This window comes from Bradyrhizobium monzae (assembly GCF_021458635.1).
Taxonomy (GTDB): Bacteria; Pseudomonadota; Alphaproteobacteria; order Rhizobiales; family Xanthobacteraceae; genus Bradyrhizobium.
In genome coordinates, this window is sequence record NZ_JAIRDQ010000013.1 from 88,914 (window position 1) to 112,456 (window position 23,543).

The following is a 23,543-nucleotide window of genomic DNA, read 5'->3' on the forward strand; positions in this document are numbered from 1 at the left end:
TGCTGCGAGGCGTCCTTGGCTGCCGTCTGATGAGGCCGACGCGTTCCCGCGTCAGCACCATCTGGTGAACCGAAGGCGGGCTGACGCGGAAATATTCCTGCATGTCGGTCTCGACCGGGGGCCTGCGATGCAGCCGGGTATAGAGGTGGATAAAAGCCAGATACTGCCCCTGCGTGGGCGTGAAGAGTTTTGACGAAGGACTCAAGCCGGTCATCCGATTCAGTTGTTCGTGCGTGCCTCGAACGAGGTCGGCACGCCATGAATGTACGCTATCGGGTCGAACTCAGCCAAATCGAGCGCACCGAACTGAGGGCGCTGCTCAGCGGCGGCAAGCATGCGTCCCGCAAGCTCAAGCGAGCGCAGATTTTGCTGGCCGCCGATGCCGGGACCAGCGACGAGGAGGTCGCAAGGAGCGTTGGCGTAAGCGGCTCGACCGTATATCGGACCAAGCGACGCTTCGTGGAAGGCAATCTGGAGCGGGCGCTGAGCGAAGAGCCGTGCCCCGGAGCGAAGCGCAAACTCACCGGCAAGGAAGAAGCCTTGCTGGTGGCGACCGCCTGTGCCAGTCCCCCAAAGGGCCGTGCGCGCTGGACGCTCAAGCTGCTGGCAGGCGCGAAGGTCAAACTCACCGAACACAAGAGCCTGCCGCATGAGACGGTTCGGCGGCGCCTGGCCGAGAATGACCTCAAGCCCTGGCGCAAAGACATGTGGTGCATTCCGCAGGTCGATGGCGAATACGTCGCCCGCATGGAGGATGTGCTCGACCTTTACGCCGAGGCGTCTGATCCCGCGCGGCCGGTGGTATGCTTCGATGAAAGCCCCGTGCAACTCATCGGCGAAACGCGTCAGCCCATTCCGGCCAAGCCCGGTAGCTCGAACGTTACGATTATGAGTATCGTCGCAGCGGCGCGCGGCAAGAGACTACGCCGAATGCATGCGCGAGCTCGTCGACATCCATTATCCCGACGCCGAGACCATCCGGGTCGTCCAGGACAATTTATCGACCCACTCCGCCGGCGCCCTCTATCAGGCGTTCCCGCCCGCCGAAGCCAGGCGGATTTTGCGGCGGCTCGAATACACCCCAAAGCACGCAAGTTGGCTCAACATGGTCGAGATCGAAATCGGCGTCCTGCGAGGCCAGTGCCTGGATCGCAGGATCGACGATCCCAAGCGACTGCGCCGCGAAATCACCGCCTGGGAACGGCAACGAAATGCCGCCCGCTCCCGCATAAAAAGGTTGTTCACAACAGACAAGGCTCGCGCCAAAATGGCAGGCGCCTATCCGGATCAGGCGAACGCCGATGCAAGTCAATACTGCTGAGCGCGGGATCCTGTACTCGATCTCGAATGCTGACCCGATGCCGCCGCACTCGGTGCTGATTAGTTCGTCTCATCTCAGTTACCCGCCGGGTTCGCCCGCGATGTACTCCTCCCACAGGATCGACCGCGTCACGTGCTTGCGCTTGAGCTCGCGATGCACCGCCGCCCAGTCCGGCTCCGCCTGCCGGCGATGGCCTCGCCGGGTGCCGGAGCCGGCTCCCGCACCGGCGAACAGCCGGGGCTCCAGCTCCGTGTCGGTGATGTGGTCCGGTATCGAGGGCGCCAACGGCGGCAGAGATCGCTATGCGATGCTGCCGCCATGTCTTCTGGAGATCCTTCGTGCTTATTGAAAGCGAGCGCAGCCGGGCTTGCGGCCGTTTCCCGGTCGGGAGCCCGGGAGCCATGTGAGCCGCGGCGCCCTTCAATCTGCCTGTCGCGCAGCAAGGCGGCGGGCCCGGATCGGCAAGCGTGTGACCCCCCATTCGCTGCGGCAGCAGCTCATTCGGCCGACATTGGCGCCTATCTCGGCCTAACACCAAGACGTCATCAATCCGGTGAGATCGATCGCACTGGCCGCATCTCAAAGCGCGGTAATCACCAGGTTCGAACTTGTCTGTTCGAGGCCGCGAACGTCCTGCTGACCGTTGTTAGACGAGGTTCTGCGCTCAAGCGCTGGGGCAGCAAGCTGGCCAAACGCATCGCTGCCAAAAAGGCCAAGGTCGCCCTCGCTCGCAAAATGGCTGTCATCCTCCATTCCATCTGGACCGCCTTAAACCTACCCTGATCCGCCTTAGGCGGAACATGCGTCCCTGCTTCTTTTTTGCCTGCGGCCCTTGCTGCCGCGCATTCTCTTCAAATTGACGATTGATTCGGCGATAGCGCTTGTCGTGGAGATCTCACGGCAAGTCGCAAGTCGACAGTGACGGATCCGGGACAGGGGATGTGGGAAAGTTCACGACCCGATCGTGAACTGACGGAACCGTTGAGACGGACGCTGCGATTTGAACGCGTCATGATCCGATCGCGTCGCCAGGCCGGCTGATGAGAATTCTCGGACCCCGATTGTTGAGAGAGTTGTGCTGCGGACGTAAAAGGTTGATTTTCGCCCCTGCAGAGCTTCTTCATGAGCCGCTGCGCCGCGCGCGAATCTCGTCGGCGCTTGATCACGACGTCGAGCACGAGGCCATTCTGGTCGACAGCGCGCCAGAACCAATGATGTTCGCCGGAATCGAGATAAGGACTTCGTCGAGATGTCTTTTGTGGCTGCGAACGGAGCTAGCGAATCCAATCGGAGTGGATAACGCAAGTACGTTAGATGCCCGACAATATCGGACGAGTGAAATAGCAGTATTAGAGCTAGCATATTGACAGAGAACGATTTCTCCTTTGGCACAGTACCTGCTTAGCCTCCTCTATAAAGGCGCATTAACTGAGGAGAAGTCGTCCGATTCCTACGGAGAAAACGCCGCCGGGGCATGAGCTCACGACAACCCGACGATCTGCCAGGTGCCAGCGGAGGAGGCCGGCAGCTCCGAAACCCCGGCCAACTCCGCACCCAGCCTCCTCCTCAACCCAAGCCGGGAGCAAAATAGATGAGGCAACCCATCACCGGGAGCATCGATATGTGCGGCAATACGCACTGTCACTTTGATCGTCGCGCCGCACGTGGAGGCGCATCAGCTCGGATGGACGGCGGCCGGCACGTCCGAATGGGGACCTGGCGATTTTGATAGGTTGTGTCGCGGAGCGTCACATGTGAGAGTTCACACCGACGGGGGTCGGCCACAACATCAAGCCATTGCTTCCGCAGAACGTGTCCAGACGACATGCGCACTAGCGTCTCAAATCCTTGTTAAAGGGAGTATCACATGACTAACGCCAAAGCGCTCGTTCAGGAGCGGTCCCGGCCCATGCCAGCGGACCTTCCACTTCCAGCAGTGGCACCTCCGACTATTAAGTGGCCCAAGGGCTCTCTCCCGAATGACAGCGCTTATGCCGGCTATCTCACCTGAGTCTATCGGATTATGCCTACTTGGCGCCGCCCCTCAGACGAGGGCGGTCGAGTTATAAAACAATGCTCAAGGCCTGCCTGAGGATACGCGACCTTGAACTCTTTGATCCTGTGGCCAATGGCTCTTCAATATCAATTGGCGACAGCTATATTCACCCTTTCCATCATCAGAGTCTCGAGAGCTTTCTCCTCAAGACGTCTGAACAATGGTTCGTCGTCACGCGAGAGCGCCTGCGATCGGAAGCTCACTTGAGCGCCCCGATTGCTGTCGCCGCTAACGTCTCTGCCAATCACTTTCGCCAGTGCTATCAGGAGAGCCTGAATTGGCCTCTCGACTTCATTATCGTCGAGGCGGCCCGCAGCGGCGGCCGGCTCCGTGTGCGAGCTGGCCAATTGGGGAGCCTGCCGATCTATTTCACCGTTGAGGAACGCATTCGTTCGGTGACGCTTTCCTGGGACTTTGCTGATTTCTTGCGTGAATCGCGCGCGCTTGACACCGAAGTGATCGCGCATCATCTGGCGATGAGAACGTTCTACTCTGCACGGCAAGCCTGCCTCGGCGTTAACCTACTAACAGTTGGCGCGAGTTTATACGTCGACACGTCGGACACACTGTTTGATTGCGGCCCAAGACGATCACTACCTGATGCGCACGCTGGGTTGACGACCACCGATGCGATTCGTGAGTTTCATCAATTGCTGCATGAGGTTGTCGTTTCTCGACCAACCAACTGTGGTGCAAGTGCGGTGGAATTGAGCGGAGGAATGGATTCCGCTTCCGTCGCGATCGCTGTCGGCGAGGGCGTCGGATCGTTAACATGTGGGGGCATACTACTGGGTGATGAGAGTAGCCCCAACCAGACTGATAGACGAAATAGTATTGTGGCCGCACTGAATTGCCGCGACTACGCGATCGAAATGAACGCCCACATGCCGGCGATTGATCTGAATCTCGACTTAATCCACCACCTGCCACTTGTTTCGGAATATTACCTTGAGGCGTTCGACGCACTTTGGGGTAGGTTTCGTGACGCGGGTTGCGAGATAATCTGGTCCGGTATAGGAGGAGATGAGCTCTTCTTTCGCTACTCTGGCGAGGATGGTGAAGCAAGGTCTCCGTCGTCACGTTGCTTCGATATCGCCGTTGGACATGCGGAAGCCTTGCTAACGAGACGCGGCCTTGATGCCGCGCGTTCGTCTTTCCTATTTAGCGCGCCTCCTGGCGTCATCGCGTCAACGACTCTTATAGGGAAACTGTGTCATGCTCGACCTCTCGCGATGCGAGGACTTTGGCCAGTGACCCCGCTAGGCGATCCGCGATTGATCAACTTTTCAGCGACCCTACCGCTCGAACTTCGAGCAAACAAGCAGATGCTCCGTCTTTGCATGCGTGTCCGTAACGGCCTTGAGATGTTTCCGCGAGACTATAAGAAGGAGAGTTTCGAGCTTGTATTGCCAAGGGCGATTTCCGCGCGGGCGGACTCACTTGCATGCCAGCTAAAGTCTTGCGCATTGGCGGACTTAGGCTTGGTTTCGCCAGATTCGGTTATGACGCTTCTGAACAAGGTAATAGCAACGCGCGAATTTTCTGCGACGAGTGCCTTGGTGCGTTTTCTGTGGGCGGAGCGTTTCGCCCGGCAACTTGGTTGATGGTGTCCGTCCGACGCAGCGGCTGAATTCTGAGGCTTAATCGTCCAAAAGAATATCAAAGAATATCAATGACATGGAGCGGGGAGTCATACTCCTCGTAGGTGCCAAGCATGGTTTGGCCAAGTGCCAAATTGTGCACGGGATCGATGACCGAGGGCGATTCGTAAGTTGGTGAAATGGACCCAGCAAACAGTACTTCTTCGTCCCGCTCGTCACGTCGGAACGTTCGGTCCGCGCACCATTTGACAAGTTGCGTGCGGCGGGCCGCAAGCCGCTGTTCGGCTAGACCGCCTGCAGGCGTTCGATCACTTCATGAGCGAATGGCGACTGCATCGTCTTGTACACCTCGACGAACTTGCGTCGGTGCGCCAGACAAAAAGCCAGCTGGATCGCGCCGCCATGATTGCGCGCCAGCGCCTTGTAGGCGGCATAGCCGTCGACCTGCAGAATGCCGGAAAAGCCGTCAATTGCACGGCAATCTTGTCGGTGCCGCGGCCGTCGGCGAACACATAGGCGACCGCCGGCGGCGACGGGCCGCCCCGTGGGCGATCATCGATCGCATGCGCCCAGAACTGGCAGATGCGGGTGCGATGTCGCCCAGGATCAAGCACCGGGCATCGGCGTCTCGTCGCAGAACAGCCGCGGCGAGGCCTGGATCGTCTTGAGTTGCAACTGATAGAGGCTCTCGAGCCACCATGCGGCACGCTTCACCCAGCCGGCGAGCGTCGCGCGGTCGAGATGAATGCCCTGGCCGGCCAGCATCTGCACCTGCCGATACAGCGGCAGATACCAGGCGAACTTCGACACCACCACGTGGGTCACCAGCGCCGTCGAGGCCATGCCGCCCTCGATCAGCCGCGGCAGCACCTTCGCCTGTACCACGCCGTCGGTGCAGCCGCGGCAGGCATATTTGGGACGGATCGTGCGCAGCACCCGCAGAGCGCCGGGATCACGTCCAGCACCTCGCTCACGTCTTCGCCGATCTTGTGCAGACCGCCGTCGCAGCACGGGCACGCCGTCGCGTCCGGCTCGAGCACCTGCTCGTAGCGCGGCAAGTGCTTGGGCAGCGCGCCGATGTTGCGCCTCGCCTTCTTGCGCGGCTTGCCGAGCGGCTTCGTCGCAGGGGCATCGTCGTTCGCAGACAGAGGCGGCGTGGCGCCGGTCGCGAGATCGTCCAGCTCGAGCGCGAGTTGCTCGGCGACGATCGCCGCAAGCCGCTCCGAACGCTTGCCGAAGATCATCTCCTTGAGCGTCTGCATCGCCACGCGCCGCATCTCATTCTCGGCGTCGAGCGCGAGCACCATCTCGGTCAGAGCCGCTGCGTCAGTCGGGAGAGCTTCGGGACGAATCGCCATGACAAAACGATACATGCGTTCGCCATCGGCTCCAGCGAAATCCTCGCCTCTCAGCCGACAACGGCCGGCCGCGGCACAGGGCTTGGGTGAAACACGCGTCCATGCTGAACCGTCTCCTTGAGACATTCGTACAAGACAGCCTCTTCGCGGTCGCGGGTTTGATTGCGCGATCATCCAGCGATGGCGCGACCGCTCCTTGAGCTGGATCAAGTGATAGCGACAGTTGATTGAGATCAACGCGCGCACCGTTCCCCCGGGCTAAGGATCTCTTAGCGAAACCGGGAGGCGGGACATGCCCCAAATATTGGAAGTGGTCCACGCCGTAGTCGGCTTTGCCGCGATCTCCTAAGAATGGACCTTGCGTTCGAAGGCCTGGGTCTTACGGCCTTTATCGCCGCCAATCGGCTGGCGACCGCGCCCTTTCTCTTTTGCTCGCCTTATGGCGTCTTCGGGCTGTCCACTTATGGACGGCTGGATGGTTCGGTCGGAGCCATCCGAGAAGTGAAGACAAGCCGCGTCGCGCCTTCAGCGTCTCGGCCGATCGCGTCCGTCATGCAACACAGTGAACGAGTTGGACCCGGAGCCGGCTGCAGTCGACAGGCGAGGCGGAGCCATGGTTTAACCCGCGAGCTTTCCGGGCAGTTCCCGACGCTTGATGTTGGGTTATCAGTTGCAAATGAAGGCTGGGGTCTTGGTCCCGTTGTGAGTTTCGTTGCTGTCATCCTGATCATCGGCTTTGCCGTTGTTGCAGTGGGATGGGCGATCGGGCGCGATGTCTGATTGATCTTGCTCAAGGACTTCGCTCCGGTTCTGAGCAACATGTCGGCAAATAGGAGAACATAATGCCCTTATTTGAGGTGCGCTTCATCAAGACCGTCTGCGACGACACTGGGCACGAGCATCGTGCCTGCCAGGCGGCGTTCACCATCGAAGCTCCGTCCCTGACGGAAGCGGTGCGACGATCGGAAGCGGACTTCTGCAGGCAGAGGCACGTCCACGACTGGACGATCTTCGCGGATGCCGTCGAATTCCGGGCGCCGACCGCGCTGGAGCGGGCCGGGGCCTCCTAGCAAGGTCGATGCGTCTTGAACCCCGTCGTGCGCCGCTATGCGGGCTACAATGTGCCGCGCTATACGTCTTATCCGACTGCCGTCGATTTCTCGCCTGAGGTTGGCGCGAAAGACCACGAGACTTGGCTCGCCGGCCTCAACGCGCGTCAGGCCGTCTCGGTCTATCTTCACGTGCCTTATTGCCGAAAGATATGCCTGTACTGCGGTTGCAACACCAAGATGGCGGTACGTGACGATGTGATCGATGGCTATCGCCGCGCGCTTGAAGCCGAGATCGATCTTGTTGCGAGCCTGGTCGGGGCGAGGCCTGAAATTGCCCGTCTGCACTGGGGCGGCGGCACGCCCGGGATTCTCGGACCTGACGGCTTGCGATCCGTCGTCGCCGCACTCCGCCGTCAATTCCCGTTCGCGAACGGCCTCGAGCACGCGATCGAACTGGATCCACGTCACGTGACTGTCGCCTTCGTGGACGCCCTGGCGGAACTCGGCGTCGGCCGTGCAAGTCTGGGCGTTCAGGACATCAATCCTTTAGTCCAGGCCGCGATCGGCCGCCAGCAGCCGCGCGTTGTCATCGAGGCGGCCGTCGAGCGATTGCGGTCGGCCGGAATCGGAAATCTGAACTTCGATCTGATGTATGGGCTGCCGCTGCAGACCGCCGACTCGGTTCGAAAGACCTGCGCCTCGGTTGCGGCGATGGAGCCGGACCGCATCGCCTGTTTCGGCTATGCCCATCTGCCGCGGTTCAAGGCCAACCAGCGGCGGATCGACGAAGCCGGGCTGCCGTCGCAGGATCAGCGCATCGAGCAGGCCGAGGTCATGTCCGAGGAGCTGATTTCCGCCGGCTATGTGAGAATCGGCATCGATCATTTTGCCAGGCCCGGCGATGCGCTCGCAAGGGCTGCGGCAGGCGGGAAGCTGCATCGCAATTTCCAGGGTTATACCGAGGATGCCAGCAGCGTCCTTCTCGGGCTCGGCGCCTCCTCGATATCGACTTTCGCGGACGGCTTCGTGCAGAACGTCACGGATGTTCCAAGATATGTCGGCGCCATCGCTGCCGGCTCACTCGCCTCTGCCAGGGGGTGCCGGCGCGATGAAAACGACCGACAGCGCGCGCGAATCATCGAGCGGCTGATGTGCGATTTCGCCGTCGATCTCGATGAAGTCGCGCCGAATGCCGATCTTCGCGATGAACTGGCGAGGCTGACACCGATGCAATCGGAGGGGCTGGTCGAGATCGAGGGCGCGAGATTGACGGTAACGGACGCCGGCCGGCTCGTCGTTCGCGTCATCGCCGCAACTTTCGATACCTATGGACGCTCGCGCGCCGCACAGTTCAGCAAGGCAATTTGATCTGCATCAACGACAATGTCCCTTGGCGGATGTAACACATCATCGAAAAAGGGACCCAAATCGTCAAATGTTGATTGAAGCGGCCGGCAAGACGTGCAGCACACTGTTCGGCAATCTCCGTGACCGTTTGAAGGGCGCCATGGATCGCAGGAACGAGTTGCAGCGGCTGGACCCGCGGGAGATCGACGTTATCGCGCGCGAGCTGAATCTTTCCAGGACGGAGTTCGCTGCGCTGATCTTGAAGCCTTCGGGGTCGCTTCAGTCCCTGAGCAGGCGCCTCTCCCATGCGGGCCTTGCCGAGGACGACCTGGAAGCATCTCACGGTGACGTGCTCCGCGATCTGCGACGCGTGTGCTGCCAATGCTCGTCCAAGGCGCGCTGCGCCCGGGACTTGAATCACGAGCGGCAAGCGAGCCCAGCAAAATACTGCCCAAATGAGCAGACGCTGCGGGCGTTGGCGGACGATGTGCAGCGGTGCGCCCCACCGGTTCTGCCGGCCCCCGCCACCCGCAATTGATGTCGATCAACCCGGGCGCCGCGCGTGCCTCCCTGATCCACTCATTGAGGATGTCGCACCATGACGAACGTCTCCGCTGGCGCAAAATCGATGACGATCGGAGAAACGGTGTTGTGGCCGCTGTTTGCGGTGCTCGCATTCCTGTGCCTGATCGGTGCGGGATTCGCGCATGACGCCCCGTTCGCCTTTCACGCGTCGCTTGGATGCGCCGCCAGCATCGCGGCTGCGTTTGCGATCCTCAACCGCTACTATGATCGCCCGGCCAAACTGCCGCCGCAGGAGATCAACGGGCGTCCCAACTACAACATGGGTCCGATCAAGTTCGCATCGGTGGCGGCGATGTTCTGGGGCATCGCCGGCTTTGCCGTCGGGCTGATCATCGCCTCGCAACTGGCATGGCCCGCGCTTAATCTCGATTTGCCCTGGACCACCTTCGGCCGCCTGCGTCCGCTGCACACGTCGGCCGTGATCTTCGCGTTCGGCGGCAACGTCCTGATCGCGACCTCGTTCTACGTCGTGCAGAAGACCTGCCGCACGCGGCTTGCCGGCGATCTCGCGCCCTGGTTCGTCGTGCTCGGTTACAACTTCTTTATCCTGATCGCCGGCACCGGCTATCTGCTCGGCGTCACCCAGTCCAAGGAATATGCGGAGCCCGAGTGGTACGCCGATCTTTGGCTGACCATCGTTTGGGTGACTTATCTGCTGGTGTTCCTGATGACGCTGGTCAAGCGCAAGGAACCGCACATCTTCGTCGCCAACTGGTTCTACCTGGCGTTCATCGTCACAATTGCCGTGCTCCATCTCGGCAATAATCCGGCGCTGCCGGTATCTGTCTTCGGCTCGAAGTCCTACATTGCCTGGGGTGGCGTGCAGGATGCGATGTTCCAATGGTGGTACGGGCACAATGCGGTCGGCTTCTTCCTCACCGCCGGCTTCCTTGCGATCATGTACTATTTCATCCCGAAGCGCGCCGAGCGGCCGATCTATTCCTATCGGCTTTCCATCATCCATTTCTGGGCGCTGATCTTCCTCTACATCTGGGCCGGCCCGCACCATCTGCACTATACCGCGCTGCCTGACTGGGCGCAGACGCTGGGCATGACCTTTTCGATCATGCTGTGGATGCCCTCCTGGGGCGGCATGATCAACGGGCTCATGACCTTGTCCGGCGCCTGGGACAAGCTGCGCACCGATCCGGTGCTGCGCATGCTCGTCGTCTCCGTCGCCTTTTACGGCATGTCGACGTTCGAAGGCCCGATGATGGCGATCAAGGTCGTCAACTCGCTCAGCCACTACACCGACTGGACCATCGGCCACGTGCATTCCGGCGCGCTCGGCTGGGTTGGCTTCGTCTCCTTCGGCGCGCTCTACTGCCTGGTGCCGTGGGCGTGGAATCGCAACGGACTCTACAGCCTGAAGCTGGTCAACTGGCACTTCTGGATCGCCACCATCGGCATCGTGCTCTACATTTCCGCCATGTGGGTGTCCGGAATCCTGCAGGGTCTGATGTGGCGCGCCTACACCTCGCTCGGCTTCCTCGAATATTCCTTTATCGAGACCGTCGAGGCCATGCATCCCTTCTACATCATCCGTGCAGCCGGGGGCGCGTTGTTCCTGATCGGCGCGCTGATCATGGCCTTCAATCTCTGGATGACCGTCAGGGCCGGCGAAGCCGAGGAGGCACGAGCCGCCGGACGGCTCCAGCCTGCCGAATAGGTCATCCCATGTCCTTCTGGAATCGACACAAGATCTTCGAGAAGAACGCGACCATCCTGATCGGTGGAATCCTCGTGGTCATCGCGATCGGCGGTCTCGTCGAAATCACGCCGCTGTTCTATCTCAAGAGCACGATCGAGGTGGTCGACGGCGTTCGTCCCTACACGCCGCTCGAGCTTGCCGGGCGCAACATCTATGTCCGTGAGGGTTGCTATCTCTGCCATTCGCAGATGATCCGCCCTTTGCGCGACGAAGTGGAGCGCTACGGCCACTACTCGCTGGCCGCCGAGAGCATGTACGATCACCCCTTCCAGTGGGGATCGAAGCGTACGGGTCCCGATCTCGCCCGCGTCGGCGCCAAATATTCCGATGATTGGCATGTCCGGCACCTGATCAATCCGCGGGCGATCGTGCCGCAATCGGTGATGCCGGGGTATCCATCGCTGGCTGCGACCGAACTCGAGCTTGAGGACGTCGCCGCGCATCTGCGGACCAGCCGCGCGATCGGCGTACCCTATACCGACGACCAGATCGCCAATGCCAAAGCCGACCTCAAGGCTCAGCTCGATCCCGATGGTGCGGATGCCGAAGCGTTCCAGAGGCGCTATCCAAATGCGGTTGTCCGCAACTTCGACGGCAAGGCTGGCGAACCCACCGAACTCGATGCGCTGGTCGCTTACCTGCAGATGCTGGGGACGCTGGTCGACTTCAAGCTCTATGACGAAAAAGCCAATCTGCGGTGAAGGTGATTTGTGATGAAGGCGATTGTCTCCGTTGACAACCTGGTGTCGCAGTTCGTGCTCAATTTCTGGACGCCGATCTTCGTCGGCATCTTCCTTGCCATCGTCTTTCACGCGCTGCGTCCCCGCAACAAGGCGCCGTTCGATGCCGCGGCGAAAATGCCGCTGCGGGAGGATTGACAGATGAGCGCGCACAACGACATCGACCGCGTGTCCGGCCGGTCGACCACGGGCCACGAATGGGACGGCATCAAGGAGCTGAACACGCCGCTTCCCCGCTGGTGGGTGCTGACCTTCTACGCCACCATCATCTGGGCCTTCGGCTATTGGCTAGTCTATCCGGCGTGGCCGCTGGTGAGCGGCTATACGACCGGTGTCCTGCACACCACCAATCGCGCCGCCGTTACCGCGAATCTCGCCCAACTCGAAGCTTTGCGCGGCGAAAAGATGAAGGCGCTTGGCACCGCGTCTCTTGCCGACATCGAGAAGGACCCAGCCCTCCTGGCCTTGGCGCGGGCGCGGGGCAAGGCGGTGTTCGGCGACAATTGTGCGCCCTGTCACGGCAGCGGCGCCGCCGGCGCGAAGGGCTATCCAAATCTGAACGACGACGACTGGCTCTGGGGCGGCACGCTCGACCAGATCATGCAGACCATCCAGTTCGGCGCGCGATCCGGGAACGCGAAGGCGCATGAAGGCCAGATGCTCGCTTTCGGGCGCGATGGCATCTTGAAGAAGGACGAGATCGTCACGGTTGCCAATTACGTGCGCTCGCTCTCGGGACTTTCGACCGCGGCCGGCTATGACCCGGCCGCCGGCAAGACGATCTTTGCCGAGAACTGCGTGAGCTGTCACGGCGAGGATGGCAAGGGCAATCAGGAGTTCGGCGCGCCGAACCTGACCGACCAGATCTGGCTCTATGGCTCAGACGAGTCCACCCTTGTGGAGACGATCACCAAGGGCCGCGCCGGCGTCATGCCCGCCTGGAGCGGACGGCTGGACCCGGTCACGACCAGGGCGCTCGCAGTCTACGTCCACTCGCTGGGCGGCGGCAAATAGCAATGCCGGGCGAGGTTTGAGCGGTTCACCCAGGTGAAGCGGTAATGGAGCCTTATCGGGGGATTTTGATGGGCCTTCCGATGACCAAGAACGTCACGCCGAAGGTGCTGATGGGCGGCGATGATGATCTGCCGCTCTATGCACCACAGAAGAAAATCTATCCCCAGCGGGTTTCCGGCACCTTCCGGCGACTCAAATGGGGGCTGATGGCGCTCTGCCTCGGCGTCTATTACCTGCTACCGTTGGTGCGCTGGGATCGCGGCCTCGGCGCGCCGGACCAGGCCGTGCTGATCGATTTTCCAAACCAGCGCTTCTATTTCTTCTTCATCGAGCTGTGGCCGCAGGAGATCTACTACTTCACCGGGCTGTTGATCCTCGCTGCCTTCACCTTGTTTCTGATGAATGCGCTCGGCGGCCGCATCTGGTGCGGCTACCTCTGTCCGCAGACGGTGTGGACCGACCTGTTCTACGCGGTGGAGCGCTGGACCGAGGGCGACCGCCGCGAGCGAATCAAAACCGATGCCGGTCCGCTGACTGCCAAGCGCCTGGCGCGGCGCGCGTTGAAGCAGGCGATCTGGCTGATCATCGCCTGGTGGACCGGCGGCGCATGGGTCCTCTATTTCTCGGATGCACCGACGCTGGTGAGGGATCTCGCCACCTTCCAGGCGCCGGCGATCGCCTACATCTGGATCGGCATTCTGACGGCGTCGACCTATCTCCTGGCCGGCCACGCACGGGAGCAGGTCTGTCTCTACATGTGCCCATGGCCGCGCATCCAGGCCGCGCTCACCGATGAGTGGGCGCTCAACGTCACCTACAAATACGACCGTGGCGAGCCGCGTTGTTCGATGAAGAAGGGAAGAGACCTGCGCGCGCTGGGCGAGAAGATCGGTGAGTGCATCGATTGCAAGCAGTGCGTCGCAGTTTGTCCGACCGGCATCGATATCCGTGATGGCGCGCAGCTCGGCTGCATCCAGTGCGGCCTCTGCATCGATGCCTGCGATAACGTGATGAAGAAGATCGGCCGGCCGATGCGGCTGATCGGCTACGACAACGACATCAATGTTCAGCGCCGGACATCCGGCAACACGGAAGCCTTCAAGCCGATCCGTGCCCGGACGGGGGTCTATGCATCGTTGATCACCCTGGTTTGCGCGGTGATGCTGCATACGCTGCTGACGCGCTCGCTGCTGGACGTCAACGTGCTGCACGACCGCAACCCCGTGGCGGTCAAGCTCAGCGATGGCGCGATCCGCAACGGCTATACGCTGCGCTTCCTCAACAAGCGCGGCTTTGATCGCGTGATTGCCGTCGATGTCGACGGGCCCGCCAATGCGCAAATCCACATCGTCGGCGTCGACTCCGTCACGCCCGAGCGGCCAATGATCGTCCTCGCGCGCGATGCCACCACCGAGTTGCGCGTGCTGGTGACCGCACCCTTCGACGAGAAAGTGGAGAAGACCCAGCCGGTCAAATTCCGCATCACCGACATCGGGCTCGGCGAGGTTGCCTCCGCCACCGATCATTTTGTGACGCCCTGAGATGAGAGGAAACCGGACATGACAACGTCTTCATCCGCCATACGGCCAATCACCGGGCGCTTCGTCCTGATCGCCGTGGTTTCTTTCTTTGCCGTCGTGATCGGCGTCAACGCGGTGATGATGCGGCTTGCCATCGCCACGCTGCCGGGGACCGACGTCGACAGCGCCTATAGCGCGAGCCTGGCCTATCAAAAGGAAATCCAGGCCGCGCATCAGCAGAACGGGCGCGATTGGAAGGTCGCCGCGCATATCGAGCGCCAGGCCGACGGGACGGCCCGGCTGAACCTGGATGCAAAGGCGCAGGACGGCGCGCCGCTTGCGGGATTGTCGGTCTTCGGCCGGCTCGAGCGTCCCACTGATCGCAGAGCCGACCAGGTGCTCGAGATGATCGAGGGCGGCGGCGGCAGCTACCGCGGCATCGCGCACGGCGTTGCAGCGGGACAGTGGGAGCTGGTGATCGAGGCCGATCGGGACGGAAAGCGCCTGTTCCTGTCGCGCAATCGTGTGGTCCTGAACTGACGGAGCGCTGCAATGCAGTCGACGATCGATTTTTCGCACTTCCTGAAGAAGTCCGGCTCGAATCTGCGCCTCGATCTCGCAGTCGACGGCATCCGTTGCGCCGCCTGCATGGCCAAGATCGAGCGCAACTTATCGCAGATCCCGGATGTCACCTTGGCGCGAGTCAATCTGACCGATCGGCGCCTGGCGCTGGAGTGGAAGGCGGGCGCGGTGGATCCCGCGCTATTCGTCGTTCGTCTTGCCGAGCTCGGTTACAGGGCCTATCCGTTCGAGCGCGCCGACGCCGAGACACGGGAGGCCGAGCGCGCAAGTGCGCTGCTGCGGCGCCTGGGCGTCGCCGCCTTCGCGGCGATGAACGTGATGATGCTGTCGGTGCCGGTCTGGTCCGGAAATCTCAGTGACATGCTGGGCGAGCAGCGCGACTTCTTCCACTGGCTCTCGGCGCTGATCGTGCTGCCGGCCGCGGCCTATTCGGCCCAGCCGTTCTTTTCCTCGGCCTGGGCGGCGCTCCGCGCCCGCAATGTCAACATGGACGTGCCGATCTCGGTCGGCATCGTCCTGGCACTGGCGATGTCGCTGTTCGAAACGGCCATGCATGCCGAGCACGCCTATTTCGACGCGGCGATCATGCTGATCGCGTTCCTGCTGGCAGGTCGCTATCTCGACCAGAACATGCGACGGCGCACCCGCGCCTTTGCCGGCAATCTTGCCGCGCTGAAGGCGGAGACCGCGACCAAGTTCGTCAGCGAAGAGGAGATCCGCACGGTCCCCGTCGCCGCGATCCGCCCCGGCGACATCGTGCTGCTCCGTCCTGGCGAGCGTTCGGCCGTCGACGGCAACGTCATCAGCGGCCGCTCCCAGATCGACCAAAGCCTGATCACCGGCGAGACAGTGCCGACGACGGTAATAGCGGGAAGCGCGGTCTATGCGGGAACGCTGGTGCGGTCGGGCGCGTTGCGTGTCCGCGTATCGGCGGCCTCCGAAGCAACGCTTCTGTCTGAAATATCGCGCCTGCTCGAGAATGCCGTGCAGTCGCGCTCGCGCTACCTGCGTCTGGCCGAACGTGCCTCGAGGCTCTATGCCCCGCTCGTCCACGCCACTGCACTGCTGACGATGATCGGCTGGCTCATCGCAGGCGCCACGCTCCACGATTCGATCGTGACGGCGATTGCGGTCCTCATTATCACCTGTCCCTGCGCGCTCGGCCTCGCCATTCCGGCCGTGCAGACGGTCGCTTCCGGCGCCTTGTTTGGCTCGGGCGTATTGCTCAATGCGGGTGACGCGATCGAGCGGATCGCCGAGGTCGATCGCGTGATCTTCGACAAGACCGGCACATTGACCTTGCCCGAGCTCGACGTTGCGAATGCTGCGGCGATCCCTCCGGATGTCTTCAGTCTTGCGGGCCGCCTGGCGCTGTCGAGCCGCCACCCCGTCGCTGCCGCAGTGGCACGTGCGGCCGGCGCCAAAATGCCGCTGCCAGGCATCGAAGAGGAGCCGGGGCAGGGTGTATTCGGCGTGGTCGATGGCATTGAAATCAAGCTCGGGCGTCCGTCCTGGTGCGGCGCGGACAAGGCGGCCAACCAAATCCTGCAGAGCGATCCCGAGGCATCCGTCGTTGCGTTCCGGCATGGTGAGACCTGCCATGTCTTCGCGGTCAGGCAGCGGATCCGTCCCGACGCCGCGAAGATCGTTTCTACACTGCATCGGCTGGGTCTGATCGTCGAGATGCTGTCCGGCGACCGGGAGCCGGCCGTGAGGGCCGCTGCCGAGGCGCTCGGCATTCAGCGATGGCGCGCCGAGGTGACGCCGGTCGATAAGATTGCGCGCATCGACGATCTCAAGCGCTTCGGCCACAAGGTGCTGATGGTCGGGGACGGCCTGAACGATGCGCCGGCGCTGGCAGCCGCCCATGCCTCGATGTCGCCGGTCACCGCGACGCATCTCAGTCAGTCGGTCGCCGATGCCGTGTTTCTCGGTGAGCGGCTTGCACCCGTGGAAGCCGCAATCGGAGTTTCGCGCAAGGCGCTGCGGCTGATGCGGCAGAACCTCTGGCTCGCGGTGATCTACAACGCGCTCGCCGTGCCGGTGGCCATGGGCGGCCTGGTGACGCCGCTGATCGCCGCGGCCGCGATGTCCACCTCATCGCTGCTCGTGATGCTCAATGCCTTGCGCGCGCGCCGGTAGAGGGAAACTGCCTGATGGAAGTCCTGCTCTATCTGGTGCCGCTTGCGATCGCGCTTGGCGGGCTCGGCCTTGCGGCCTTTCTCTGGTCGCTCAGGAACGGCCAGTATGACGATCTCGATGGCGCCGCCTGGCGGGCGATCGCCGACGATGAGCCGCCTGAGACATCCGCCACCTCGGCGCACCCCGCGAGCGCCCAGCATCGTCAACGCGATCGCAATCCCGGCAAAGACCAGTAGGGCCCACCAGGACGCCTGGGCGGCGAACCGAGCGGGGTTCGGTAAACCGGACGGTCGCCACCACTCAGCGATGCCGCCCACCCATCAACATCAGCTGATCGGCGGCGTTACCGGCCGCCTGTAGCGCCAGTGCGTGGCAGTTACATCGACCTGCCTCAGCGTTCCTCGAGCCAACCCGCGCCGTGACGCAGGCATGAGCCGGCGCACATGATGATGCAGCCGTCAATCATGGCAACCTCGATCTCACGATCGAACGGCGCACTGGCGATCTCGCGCCATCTGTCGCGCAGCAGGCGCGACAAGAATGCTCTTGGTCGAATGATGCCTGCATTCCGCCATCTTGAGGAATGGTGACGATGGTAGCGCAAACATGCGTGAGCCGCCTTGAGCTGCGCCAAGGGGCGCACGAACCGCCGTGCAACTTTCGAAAAATTGCAGGTGCCTCCGGATTTATACTTAGGGGAATAACACGAGTTTCGAAACCCGGGGAAGCGGGCAGACTGCCGTCACCGACGATCGAAAGGAGTTTCTGCCATGCTCACCGCCGCAACCGCCGAGTCTACAATCCACGCGCGTCCGGCCGCCGCGGTTCGGTCGAACTCCCTGCCCGAAGGCCCGCTGGGCTTGATCGGCGCTTCGACGCGCTTTGCGCGCAATGCTGAAATTTACAGCGAAGACGATCCGGCTGAATACCTTTACCAAGTTATCTCCGGCGCGGTGCGAACCTGTCGCACGCTGGATGACGGCCGTCGCCAGATCGGCAGCTTCTATCTGCCCGGCGATATCTTTGACGTCGAAGCCACCGAGGTGCATCTTGCCTCGGCGGAAGCGATCAGGGAGGCGCATGTCGTGGTCGCCAAGCGCAGCGCCGTAATGGCCCGGGCCGAGTACGAAAAGGATCTTGCCAGACAGCTCTGGACGCTTGCGGTCCGCGAGCTGCAGCGTATGCACGAGCATTCAATGGTGCTGATGAAGAGCGCGGAAGAACGGGTGGCCGGATTTCTGCTGGAAATGGCGGGCCGCAATGCCGCCGCTCAGTCGATCGAACTGCCGATGACGCGTCAGGACATCGCCGACTATCTGGGCATGACGATCGAGACGGTGTCGCGGACGCTCAGTCAGCTGGCGCAGTCCGGAACCATCGCCCTGGAAACCTCGCGCCGTATCCTCCTCCGCGACCGCGTGGCGCTGAGCCGGATCAATGCCTGACAATCGAATCTCTGTCCGAGTTTTTTTGTCACCAGCGATTTCGCTTTGCTGCGTTTGGCCCCGAGCACCGTGTCGTGAACGGGGCAGTGAGGTGAACGGGCTGAGAAGGCGAGGCAGGTCACCATCCCATCGCGCGAGCCGGGGGAGGTCTCCTCCGCGACCAGCCCCTGGATCTTCTGGCCGGTCACCGGGCAATCGAACAGGGCGCCAGCGCTCATGGGCGGTCATTCGTCACTCCAAAGCGCGGTGAGATTGGGATGAATCGTCATCGCGCTTTAGATATATTTGAGCATGATCTCCGAGCAAACGCTCCGCGTTTGTCGCGAGGGAAAACCGCTGCTCACGTTCTGCGGATCATGCTCTAAGTGCGTGCCCCGCGCGCTGCGCTCATCTGCCGTCGTTAAAGCCGCTCGAGAATTGGCCGCATTTGATCCGCGCAATCTGCGCTGACCACTGGAACTCCATGATCATGAGCAAGCGCAAAACCCTCCTACTCATGCTCCTGCTGTTGTCGAGGGCGGCCTCGGCTGCAGATTTTGTCGGACAGGCCAGTGTCATTGATGGTGATACGCTGGAAATACAGGGAATACGCATCCGGTTTTGGGGGATCGATGCGCCGGAAAGCACTCAGCTGTGCCGAGGTGCTGACAGCAATCTGTATCGCTGTGGCGCGAACGCCGCAAATCAACTCGATAGTTTCATCGCCCGACGTCCGGTGAGCTGCACCTCGCTGTCCAAGGACCAATATGGGCGTACGGTCGCGACATGTCTGGTCGGGACTGCCGATCTCGGGGAATGGCTGGTCAGCAACGGTCTCGCACTGGATTGGCCGCACTATTCCGGCGGCCGGTATCGCGCCGCGCAGCGCGATGCTGATCGTTCAGGTCGCGGGATGTGGGCAGGCAGCTATGTGGAGCCCTGGCTGTACCGCGCGTGCATGCGATCGGGCGGCTCACCGGTTCATTGTTCGGATGACGCCAACGCACATCCTTGAAGGCATCTTGGATGCGTCTTGGATGCAGCGAATCAGCGCCCGTGCAGCTTGGCCGAAAAATCAACAATTTTGGTTCACTGGCGCGCATTGGGCGACTCGGGGTAAGCCGTTATCCTCGATCTCGCCGTTGAGCAAAGGACTAAGATGGTTGCAGCTGCCCGTGAATTGCCAGCTTCAGGTTATGCGCTCGAAGTTGATGGCCGCCTCAAGGCCGAATTTGCGACCAGGGATGGGGCCAAGACCGGTGCGGAAGAGCTGAAGAAGCGTTTTCCGATGCTTCGGATCAGAATCTATGACGCAGAGACAAAGACGCGTGAGGATATCTAAAGCGCGATAAGATCGGGCTGCATCGTCATCGCGCTTGAAGTTGTCGTTTGAGCATGACCTCCGCGCAAACGCGCTGCCGCGTTTGCCGCGAGGCAAAGCCGCGGCACACTTTTTTCGGATCATGCTCTGGCGCTCCAGGCGCCTGGATGTTCCATCCGCATTGGATTTGCGGTGCATCTCCCTGCGGGACCGGGCTGTCGGCTGCGCTGAAACCCCGGCTTTGGCCGGGTTTTCACCCATTCGGGCTTCCATCCCTGACGCGAAGGCCGGCGCTCATCTGAGGATCTGGCACCGCCACGTTGCTCCTGCAACAGACTTAACGCGCCTGCAACAAGCATTGAGAGTGAGAGGGCTGGCCGGGTTCGGCAGCGACGGGTTGGAGCTGCGAGAGAGGCTTGCAGCGCCCGTCGCGAAAGACCCGCGATGTCCAGACATCCTCGCGCGCGCACCGGCCAGGACCGGGCCACCCTTTATGACGAAATCACCGACAAGATCATCGCCGAGCTGGAGGCGGGGCGCGTGCCCTGGGTTCAACCCTGGGGGACGGAGGCAGCAAAGGCGCCGCTGTCGATGCCAAGGAACGCCGCGTCTGCCCGGCCCTACAGCGGCATCAACGTTCTCATCCTCTGGGGGGCGGTGATCGAGCGCGGTTTTGCCGGCCAAAGCTGGCTGACCTTCCGCCAGGCGCTTGCGCTCGGCGGTCACGTCCGCAAGGGCGAGCGCGGCATAACCGTGGTCTATGCCGACCGCTTCGTGCCGGCCGACGAACGGCGCCGCGCGCGTGAGACGGGCGAGGAGGCACAGGCCGTTCCATTTCTGAAACGGTTCACCGTCTTCAACACCGATCAATGCGACGGATTGTCCGCCGACATCGCGACCACCGCGCCAATGCCGCCGCCGGGCATGATCGAGCCGCAAGTCGAGGCGCTGATCAAGGCAACCGGCATCGACTTCCACATCGGCGGCAATCGCGCCTTCTATATGCCGGCAGAAGATTATGTGCAGGTGCCGCCGCCGGCGGCCTATTTCGAACCGATCAATTGGCACCGGACCGCGCTGCATGAGCTCGGCCACGCCAGTGGTCATCCTTCGCGCCTCAACCGCGATCTCGGCGGTTCGTACGGCACACAAAAATACGCGTTCGAGGAATTGATCGCCGAATTGTGCGCAGCGTTTTCCTGCGCTTCACTCGGCATCGTTCCGACCGTGCGGCACGCCGACTATATCGGTTCCTGGCTGGAAGTTCTGCGCGAAGACAACCGCGCGATCGTGCGGGCGGCCTCACAAGCGAGTAAAGCCGCGGATTATCTGCTTGGCTTCCTGCCAGCAGATAGTCCAACCGCTTCGGCCGATTGTGCCGAGGCAGATCAGGAGGCGGCGTGAGCGGAGTTGAGCCGCCAGACAGAGGAAGAGGGCGGCGCCGAGCGCCATGACGGGTTGGAGGTCGAGAGAGAGGCTTTCGGCCGCCCGTCGTGGAGCAGAAAAATGACAAAGGCAGTCCAAAAGATCACGCTGTCGCCCTCGCGTGACATTCCCTTCAACAAGCTGGTGCTGAGTCAGTCCAACGTTCGGCGCGTCAAGGCGGGCGTCTCGATCGAGCAGCTTGCCGAGAGCATCGCCCAGCGCACGCTATTGCAAAGTCTCAATGTCCGCGCCATCGTGGACGAAGAGGGCAACGAGACAGGCATGTTCGAGGTGCCGGCCGGCGGCAGGCGCTACCGTGCTCTCGAGCTCCTGGTCAAGCAGAAGCGTATGTCCAAGACGCAGGCCGTGCCCTGCGTTGTGCGCGAGGGAGGCATTGCGGAAGACGATTCGATCGCAGAGAACGATGAGCGCGTCGGACTGCATCCGCTTGATCAGTTCCGCGCATTCCAGACGCTCCGCGACCTCGGCATGAGCGAAGAGGACATTGCCGCGCGGCATTTCGTGGCGGCCGCAATCGTCAAGCAGCGCCTGCGCCTCGCCTCAGTCTCGCCGAAGCTGCATGAGGTCTATGCCGACGACGGCATGACGCTGGAGCAGCTCATGGCATTCTCGGTGAGCGGCGATCACGCGCGCCAGGAGCAGGTCTGGGACAATGTCAGCCGGTCCGGCTATGATGAGCCGTACCAGATCCGCCGCATGCTGACCGAGAACACCGCGCGTGGGTCCGATCGCCGTGCGCTGTATGTTGGCGTCGAGGCCTACGAGCGCGCCGGAGGTCCGGTCCTGCACGATCTGTTCGAGCATGACGACGGTGGCTGGCTCCAGGACGTTGCCCTGCTCGATCGTCTTGTCACGGAGAAGCTCAAGCAGGACGCCGAGGTGATCGCGGCGGAAGGGTGGAAGTGGATCTCGGTGGCCATCGATTTTCCATTTGGCCACACCAGCGGCTTTCGGGAACTGGAGGGAACGCCGGCCTCGCTCAGCATCGAGGAGCAGGGCACGATCGATGCGCTCAATGCCGAGCATGACAGGCTCGAAGCCGAGCATCAGGATGCTGACGAACTCCCCGAGGCGGTCGACCAACGCCTTGGCGAGATCGAGGCGGCATTGCTCGCGTTCGAGGAGCGACCAATGATCTACGATCCGGCCGACATCGCCCGCGCCGGGGTCTTCATCAGCATCGATTCCGACGGACGGCTCTCGGTGGATCGCGGCTACGTCCGGCCGGAGGACGAACAGGCGGTCGTCGAAACTGAGCCCGGACAGGGCAGCACAAGTGTTGACGGGGAGGAAGCCGTTGCTCCGGCGTACTGTACCGCCATCACCGTCGGTGGCGCGCCAACCGAGCCGGCCGAAGAGGATGAGGACGATGCTGCAAGACCGCTGCCGGACCGCCTGATCACCGAGCTGACGGCCTATCGAACGCTGGCGTTGCGCGACGCGCTTGCCGAGCATCCCTCGATCACGTTCCTGGCGGTCATGCACAGTTTCGTGCTGGCAACATTTTACAGGTTCGCATCGTCCGCCAGTTGCCTCGAGATCGCGGTTCACACGCCGACATTTCCGGCCCAGGCTCCGGGATTGAAGGACAGCGCGCCGGCCAAGGCGATCGATACCAGGCACGAAGCCTGGAAAGCGCGGCTGCCCAACGATGCGAAGGAGCTTTGGGATACGCTCTGCGCATTGAACGGCGATGCGCAAGCAGCCCTGTTCGCTCATTGTGCGTCGTTCTCGGTCAACGCCCTCTTTGAACCCGTGAACCGCTATGCCCAGGGGCGGGTATCGGCTGATGGGCTCGCGCGCAGGCTCGGCCAGGCCGACGTGCTGGCGCGGGCGGTCGGGCTCGACATGGTGCAGGCCGGCTGGAGGCCGACCGTCGATAACTATCTCGGCCGCGTCACCAAGCCACGTATTCTGGAGGCGGTGAGGCAAGCAAAGGGCGAAGCCTCGGCAGAACTGATCGACCATCTGAAGAAGGCCGATATGGCCAGCGAAGCCGAGCGCCTTCTCGAGGGCGCGGGATGGCTGCCGGAGCCACTGCGCCTCACTGACGCTATCCAATCGGCAGACCAGGACGCAGACGCGGGCCCGCTTCCCGAGTTCCTCGCTGGCGATGAGGAGGGTCGCGGCACCGCAGACGACGTTCAGCCACACGGCATTGCCGCTGAATGAATGTCCGGGCGTAGCGCGGCCATCCCGCCGTGCGCTTCATTCGAACTTGCTTCCGAAGCCCGGCATCGCGCCGGGCTTCTCATTTTGGAATGCGGCTGCGGCGCACAAAGCCTTGCGCGCGGCGTGGCCGCGTCCTCCCCCGTGCGGTGGA

20 protein-coding genes and 5 pseudogenes are annotated in these 23,543 nt (G+C 62.2%); 20 read left to right on the top strand and 5 right to left on the bottom strand.

What is annotated here, in order from left to right:
* The first annotated feature begins 258 nt into the window (after nt 1-258).
* Together K3F49_RS33490 and K3F49_RS39740 are read left to right on the top strand one after the other, a co-directional pair.
* Nucleotides 259-1,321: pseudogene (locus K3F49_RS33490) on the top strand (IS630 family transposase).
* A 495-nt stretch (nt 1,322-1,816) separates the two neighbouring features.
* Nucleotides 1,817-2,104, top strand: a pseudogene (locus tag K3F49_RS39740) (transposase); the annotation flags it as partial.
* A gap of 68 nt (nt 2,105-2,172) precedes the next feature.
* Here the strand turns inward: K3F49_RS39740 and K3F49_RS39745 are convergent.
* Together K3F49_RS39745 and K3F49_RS39750 are read right to left on the bottom strand one after the other, a co-directional pair.
* Nucleotides 2,173-2,376 (bottom strand): annotated as a pseudogene (locus K3F49_RS39745) (hypothetical protein); the annotation flags it as partial.
* A 53-nt stretch (nt 2,377-2,429) separates the two neighbouring features.
* Nucleotides 2,430-2,588, bottom strand: a pseudogene (locus K3F49_RS39750) (DDE-type integrase/transposase/recombinase); the annotation flags it as partial.
* Nucleotides 2,589-3,394: 806 nt separating this feature from the next.
* On the opposite strand from K3F49_RS39750, the gene K3F49_RS33505 reads away from it, so the two are divergent.
* A complete protein-coding gene (locus K3F49_RS33505) occupies nt 3,395-4,981 on the top strand; it encodes an adenine nucleotide alpha hydrolase family protein (RefSeq protein WP_234685152.1) in 1,587 nt (528 codons plus the stop codon).
* Nucleotides 4,982-5,263: 282 nt separating this feature from the next.
* Here K3F49_RS33505 and K3F49_RS33510 read toward each other — a convergent pair.
* Nucleotides 5,264-5,821: pseudogene (locus tag K3F49_RS33510) on the bottom strand (IS66 family transposase).
* Between the two features lie 11 nt (nt 5,822-5,832).
* A complete protein-coding gene (locus tag K3F49_RS33515) occupies nt 5,833-6,285 on the bottom strand; it encodes an IS66 family transposase (protein WP_234685153.1) in 453 nt (150 codons plus the stop codon).
* Nucleotides 6,286-6,687: 402 nt separating this feature from the next.
* On the opposite strand from K3F49_RS33515, the gene K3F49_RS33520 reads away from it, so the two are divergent.
* The 12 genes from K3F49_RS33520 (at nt 6,688) to ccoS (ending at nt 17,265) form a co-directional block, all read left to right on the top strand.
* Nucleotides 6,688-7,116 (top strand): hypothetical protein, encoded by a 429-nt coding sequence (locus K3F49_RS33520; protein ID WP_234685154.1) that lies wholly within the window; start codon nt 6,688-6,690, stop codon nt 7,114-7,116.
* A gap of 62 nt (nt 7,117-7,178) precedes the next feature.
* Nucleotides 7,179-7,406 (top strand): hypothetical protein, encoded by a 228-nt coding sequence (locus K3F49_RS33525; protein WP_234685155.1) that lies wholly within the window; start codon nt 7,179-7,181, stop codon nt 7,404-7,406.
* 15 nt (nt 7,407-7,421) lie between these two features.
* Complete coding sequence (gene hemN, locus K3F49_RS33530) at nt 7,422-8,756, top strand: oxygen-independent coproporphyrinogen III oxidase (RefSeq protein WP_234685156.1); 1,335 nt, start codon at nt 7,422-7,424, stop codon at nt 8,754-8,756.
* 67 nt (nt 8,757-8,823) lie between these two features.
* Entirely contained in the window at nt 8,824-9,273 is a 450-nt protein-coding gene (locus tag K3F49_RS33535) for a hypothetical protein (protein ID WP_234685157.1), read from the top strand.
* Between the two features lie 90 nt (nt 9,274-9,363).
* Complete coding sequence (ccoN, locus tag K3F49_RS33540; protein WP_452101147.1) at nt 9,364-10,989, top strand: cytochrome-c oxidase, cbb3-type subunit I; 1,626 nt, start codon at nt 9,364-9,366, stop codon at nt 10,987-10,989.
* An 8-nt stretch (nt 10,990-10,997) separates the two neighbouring features.
* Nucleotides 10,998-11,732 (top strand): cytochrome-c oxidase, cbb3-type subunit II, encoded by a 735-nt coding sequence (ccoO, locus tag K3F49_RS33545; RefSeq protein WP_234685159.1) that lies wholly within the window; start codon nt 10,998-11,000, stop codon nt 11,730-11,732.
* A gap of 12 nt (nt 11,733-11,744) precedes the next feature.
* Nucleotides 11,745-11,909 (top strand): cbb3-type cytochrome c oxidase subunit 3, encoded by a 165-nt coding sequence (locus K3F49_RS33550; protein ID WP_234685160.1) that lies wholly within the window; start codon nt 11,745-11,747, stop codon nt 11,907-11,909.
* Between the two features lie 3 nt (nt 11,910-11,912).
* On the top strand, nt 11,913-12,785 hold the full coding sequence (ccoP, locus tag K3F49_RS33555; RefSeq protein WP_234685161.1) for a cytochrome-c oxidase, cbb3-type subunit III: 873 nt from the start codon (nt 11,913-11,915) through the stop codon (nt 12,783-12,785).
* Between the two features lie 80 nt (nt 12,786-12,865).
* Nucleotides 12,866-14,326: a cytochrome c oxidase accessory protein CcoG gene (gene ccoG / locus K3F49_RS33560; protein ID WP_234685269.1), complete on the top strand. Its 1,461-nt coding sequence runs from the start codon at nt 12,866-12,868 to the stop codon at nt 14,324-14,326.
* Nucleotides 14,327-14,344: 18 nt separating this feature from the next.
* On the top strand, nt 14,345-14,845 hold the full coding sequence (locus K3F49_RS33565; RefSeq protein ID WP_234685162.1) for a FixH family protein: 501 nt from the start codon (nt 14,345-14,347) through the stop codon (nt 14,843-14,845).
* A gap of 12 nt (nt 14,846-14,857) precedes the next feature.
* On the top strand, nt 14,858-17,029 hold the full coding sequence (locus K3F49_RS33570) for a heavy metal translocating P-type ATPase (protein WP_234685163.1): 2,172 nt from the start codon (nt 14,858-14,860) through the stop codon (nt 17,027-17,029).
* A 14-nt stretch (nt 17,030-17,043) separates the two neighbouring features.
* Complete coding sequence (gene ccoS, locus K3F49_RS33575; RefSeq protein ID WP_234685164.1) at nt 17,044-17,265, top strand: cbb3-type cytochrome oxidase assembly protein CcoS; 222 nt, start codon at nt 17,044-17,046, stop codon at nt 17,263-17,265.
* A gap of 155 nt (nt 17,266-17,420) precedes the next feature.
* On the opposite strand, the gene K3F49_RS33580 is transcribed toward ccoS, so the two are convergent.
* Complete coding sequence (locus K3F49_RS33580) at nt 17,421-17,567, bottom strand: hypothetical protein (protein ID WP_234685165.1); 147 nt, start codon at nt 17,565-17,567, stop codon at nt 17,421-17,423.
* A 232-nt stretch (nt 17,568-17,799) separates the two neighbouring features.
* Here K3F49_RS33580 and K3F49_RS33585 point away from each other — a divergent pair, with 232 nt between their 5' ends.
* The 5 genes from K3F49_RS33585 to K3F49_RS33605 all read left to right on the top strand — a co-directional run bounded on the left by K3F49_RS33585 (nt 17,800) and on the right by K3F49_RS33605 (nt 23,392).
* Nucleotides 17,800-18,474 carry a helix-turn-helix domain-containing protein gene (locus K3F49_RS33585; protein WP_234685166.1) on the top strand — a complete coding sequence of 225 codons (675 nt, stop codon included), beginning with the start codon at nt 17,800-17,802 and terminating at the stop codon, nt 18,472-18,474.
* 469 nt (nt 18,475-18,943) lie between these two features.
* Nucleotides 18,944-19,468: a thermonuclease family protein gene (locus K3F49_RS33590; protein WP_452101141.1), complete on the top strand. Its 525-nt coding sequence runs from the start codon at nt 18,944-18,946 to the stop codon at nt 19,466-19,468.
* A 144-nt stretch (nt 19,469-19,612) separates the two neighbouring features.
* Nucleotides 19,613-19,795, top strand: coding sequence for a hypothetical protein (locus K3F49_RS33595; RefSeq protein WP_234685167.1), 183 nt, complete (start codon nt 19,613-19,615; stop codon nt 19,793-19,795).
* 423 nt (nt 19,796-20,218) lie between these two features.
* Complete coding sequence (locus K3F49_RS33600) at nt 20,219-21,178, top strand: ArdC family protein (RefSeq protein ID WP_234685168.1); 960 nt, start codon at nt 20,219-20,221, stop codon at nt 21,176-21,178.
* Nucleotides 21,179-21,280: 102 nt separating this feature from the next.
* Nucleotides 21,281-23,392 carry a ParB/RepB/Spo0J family partition protein gene (locus K3F49_RS33605; protein ID WP_234685169.1) on the top strand — a complete coding sequence of 704 codons (2,112 nt, stop codon included), beginning with the start codon at nt 21,281-21,283 and terminating at the stop codon, nt 23,390-23,392.
* Nucleotides 23,393-23,543 lie beyond the last annotated feature (151 nt).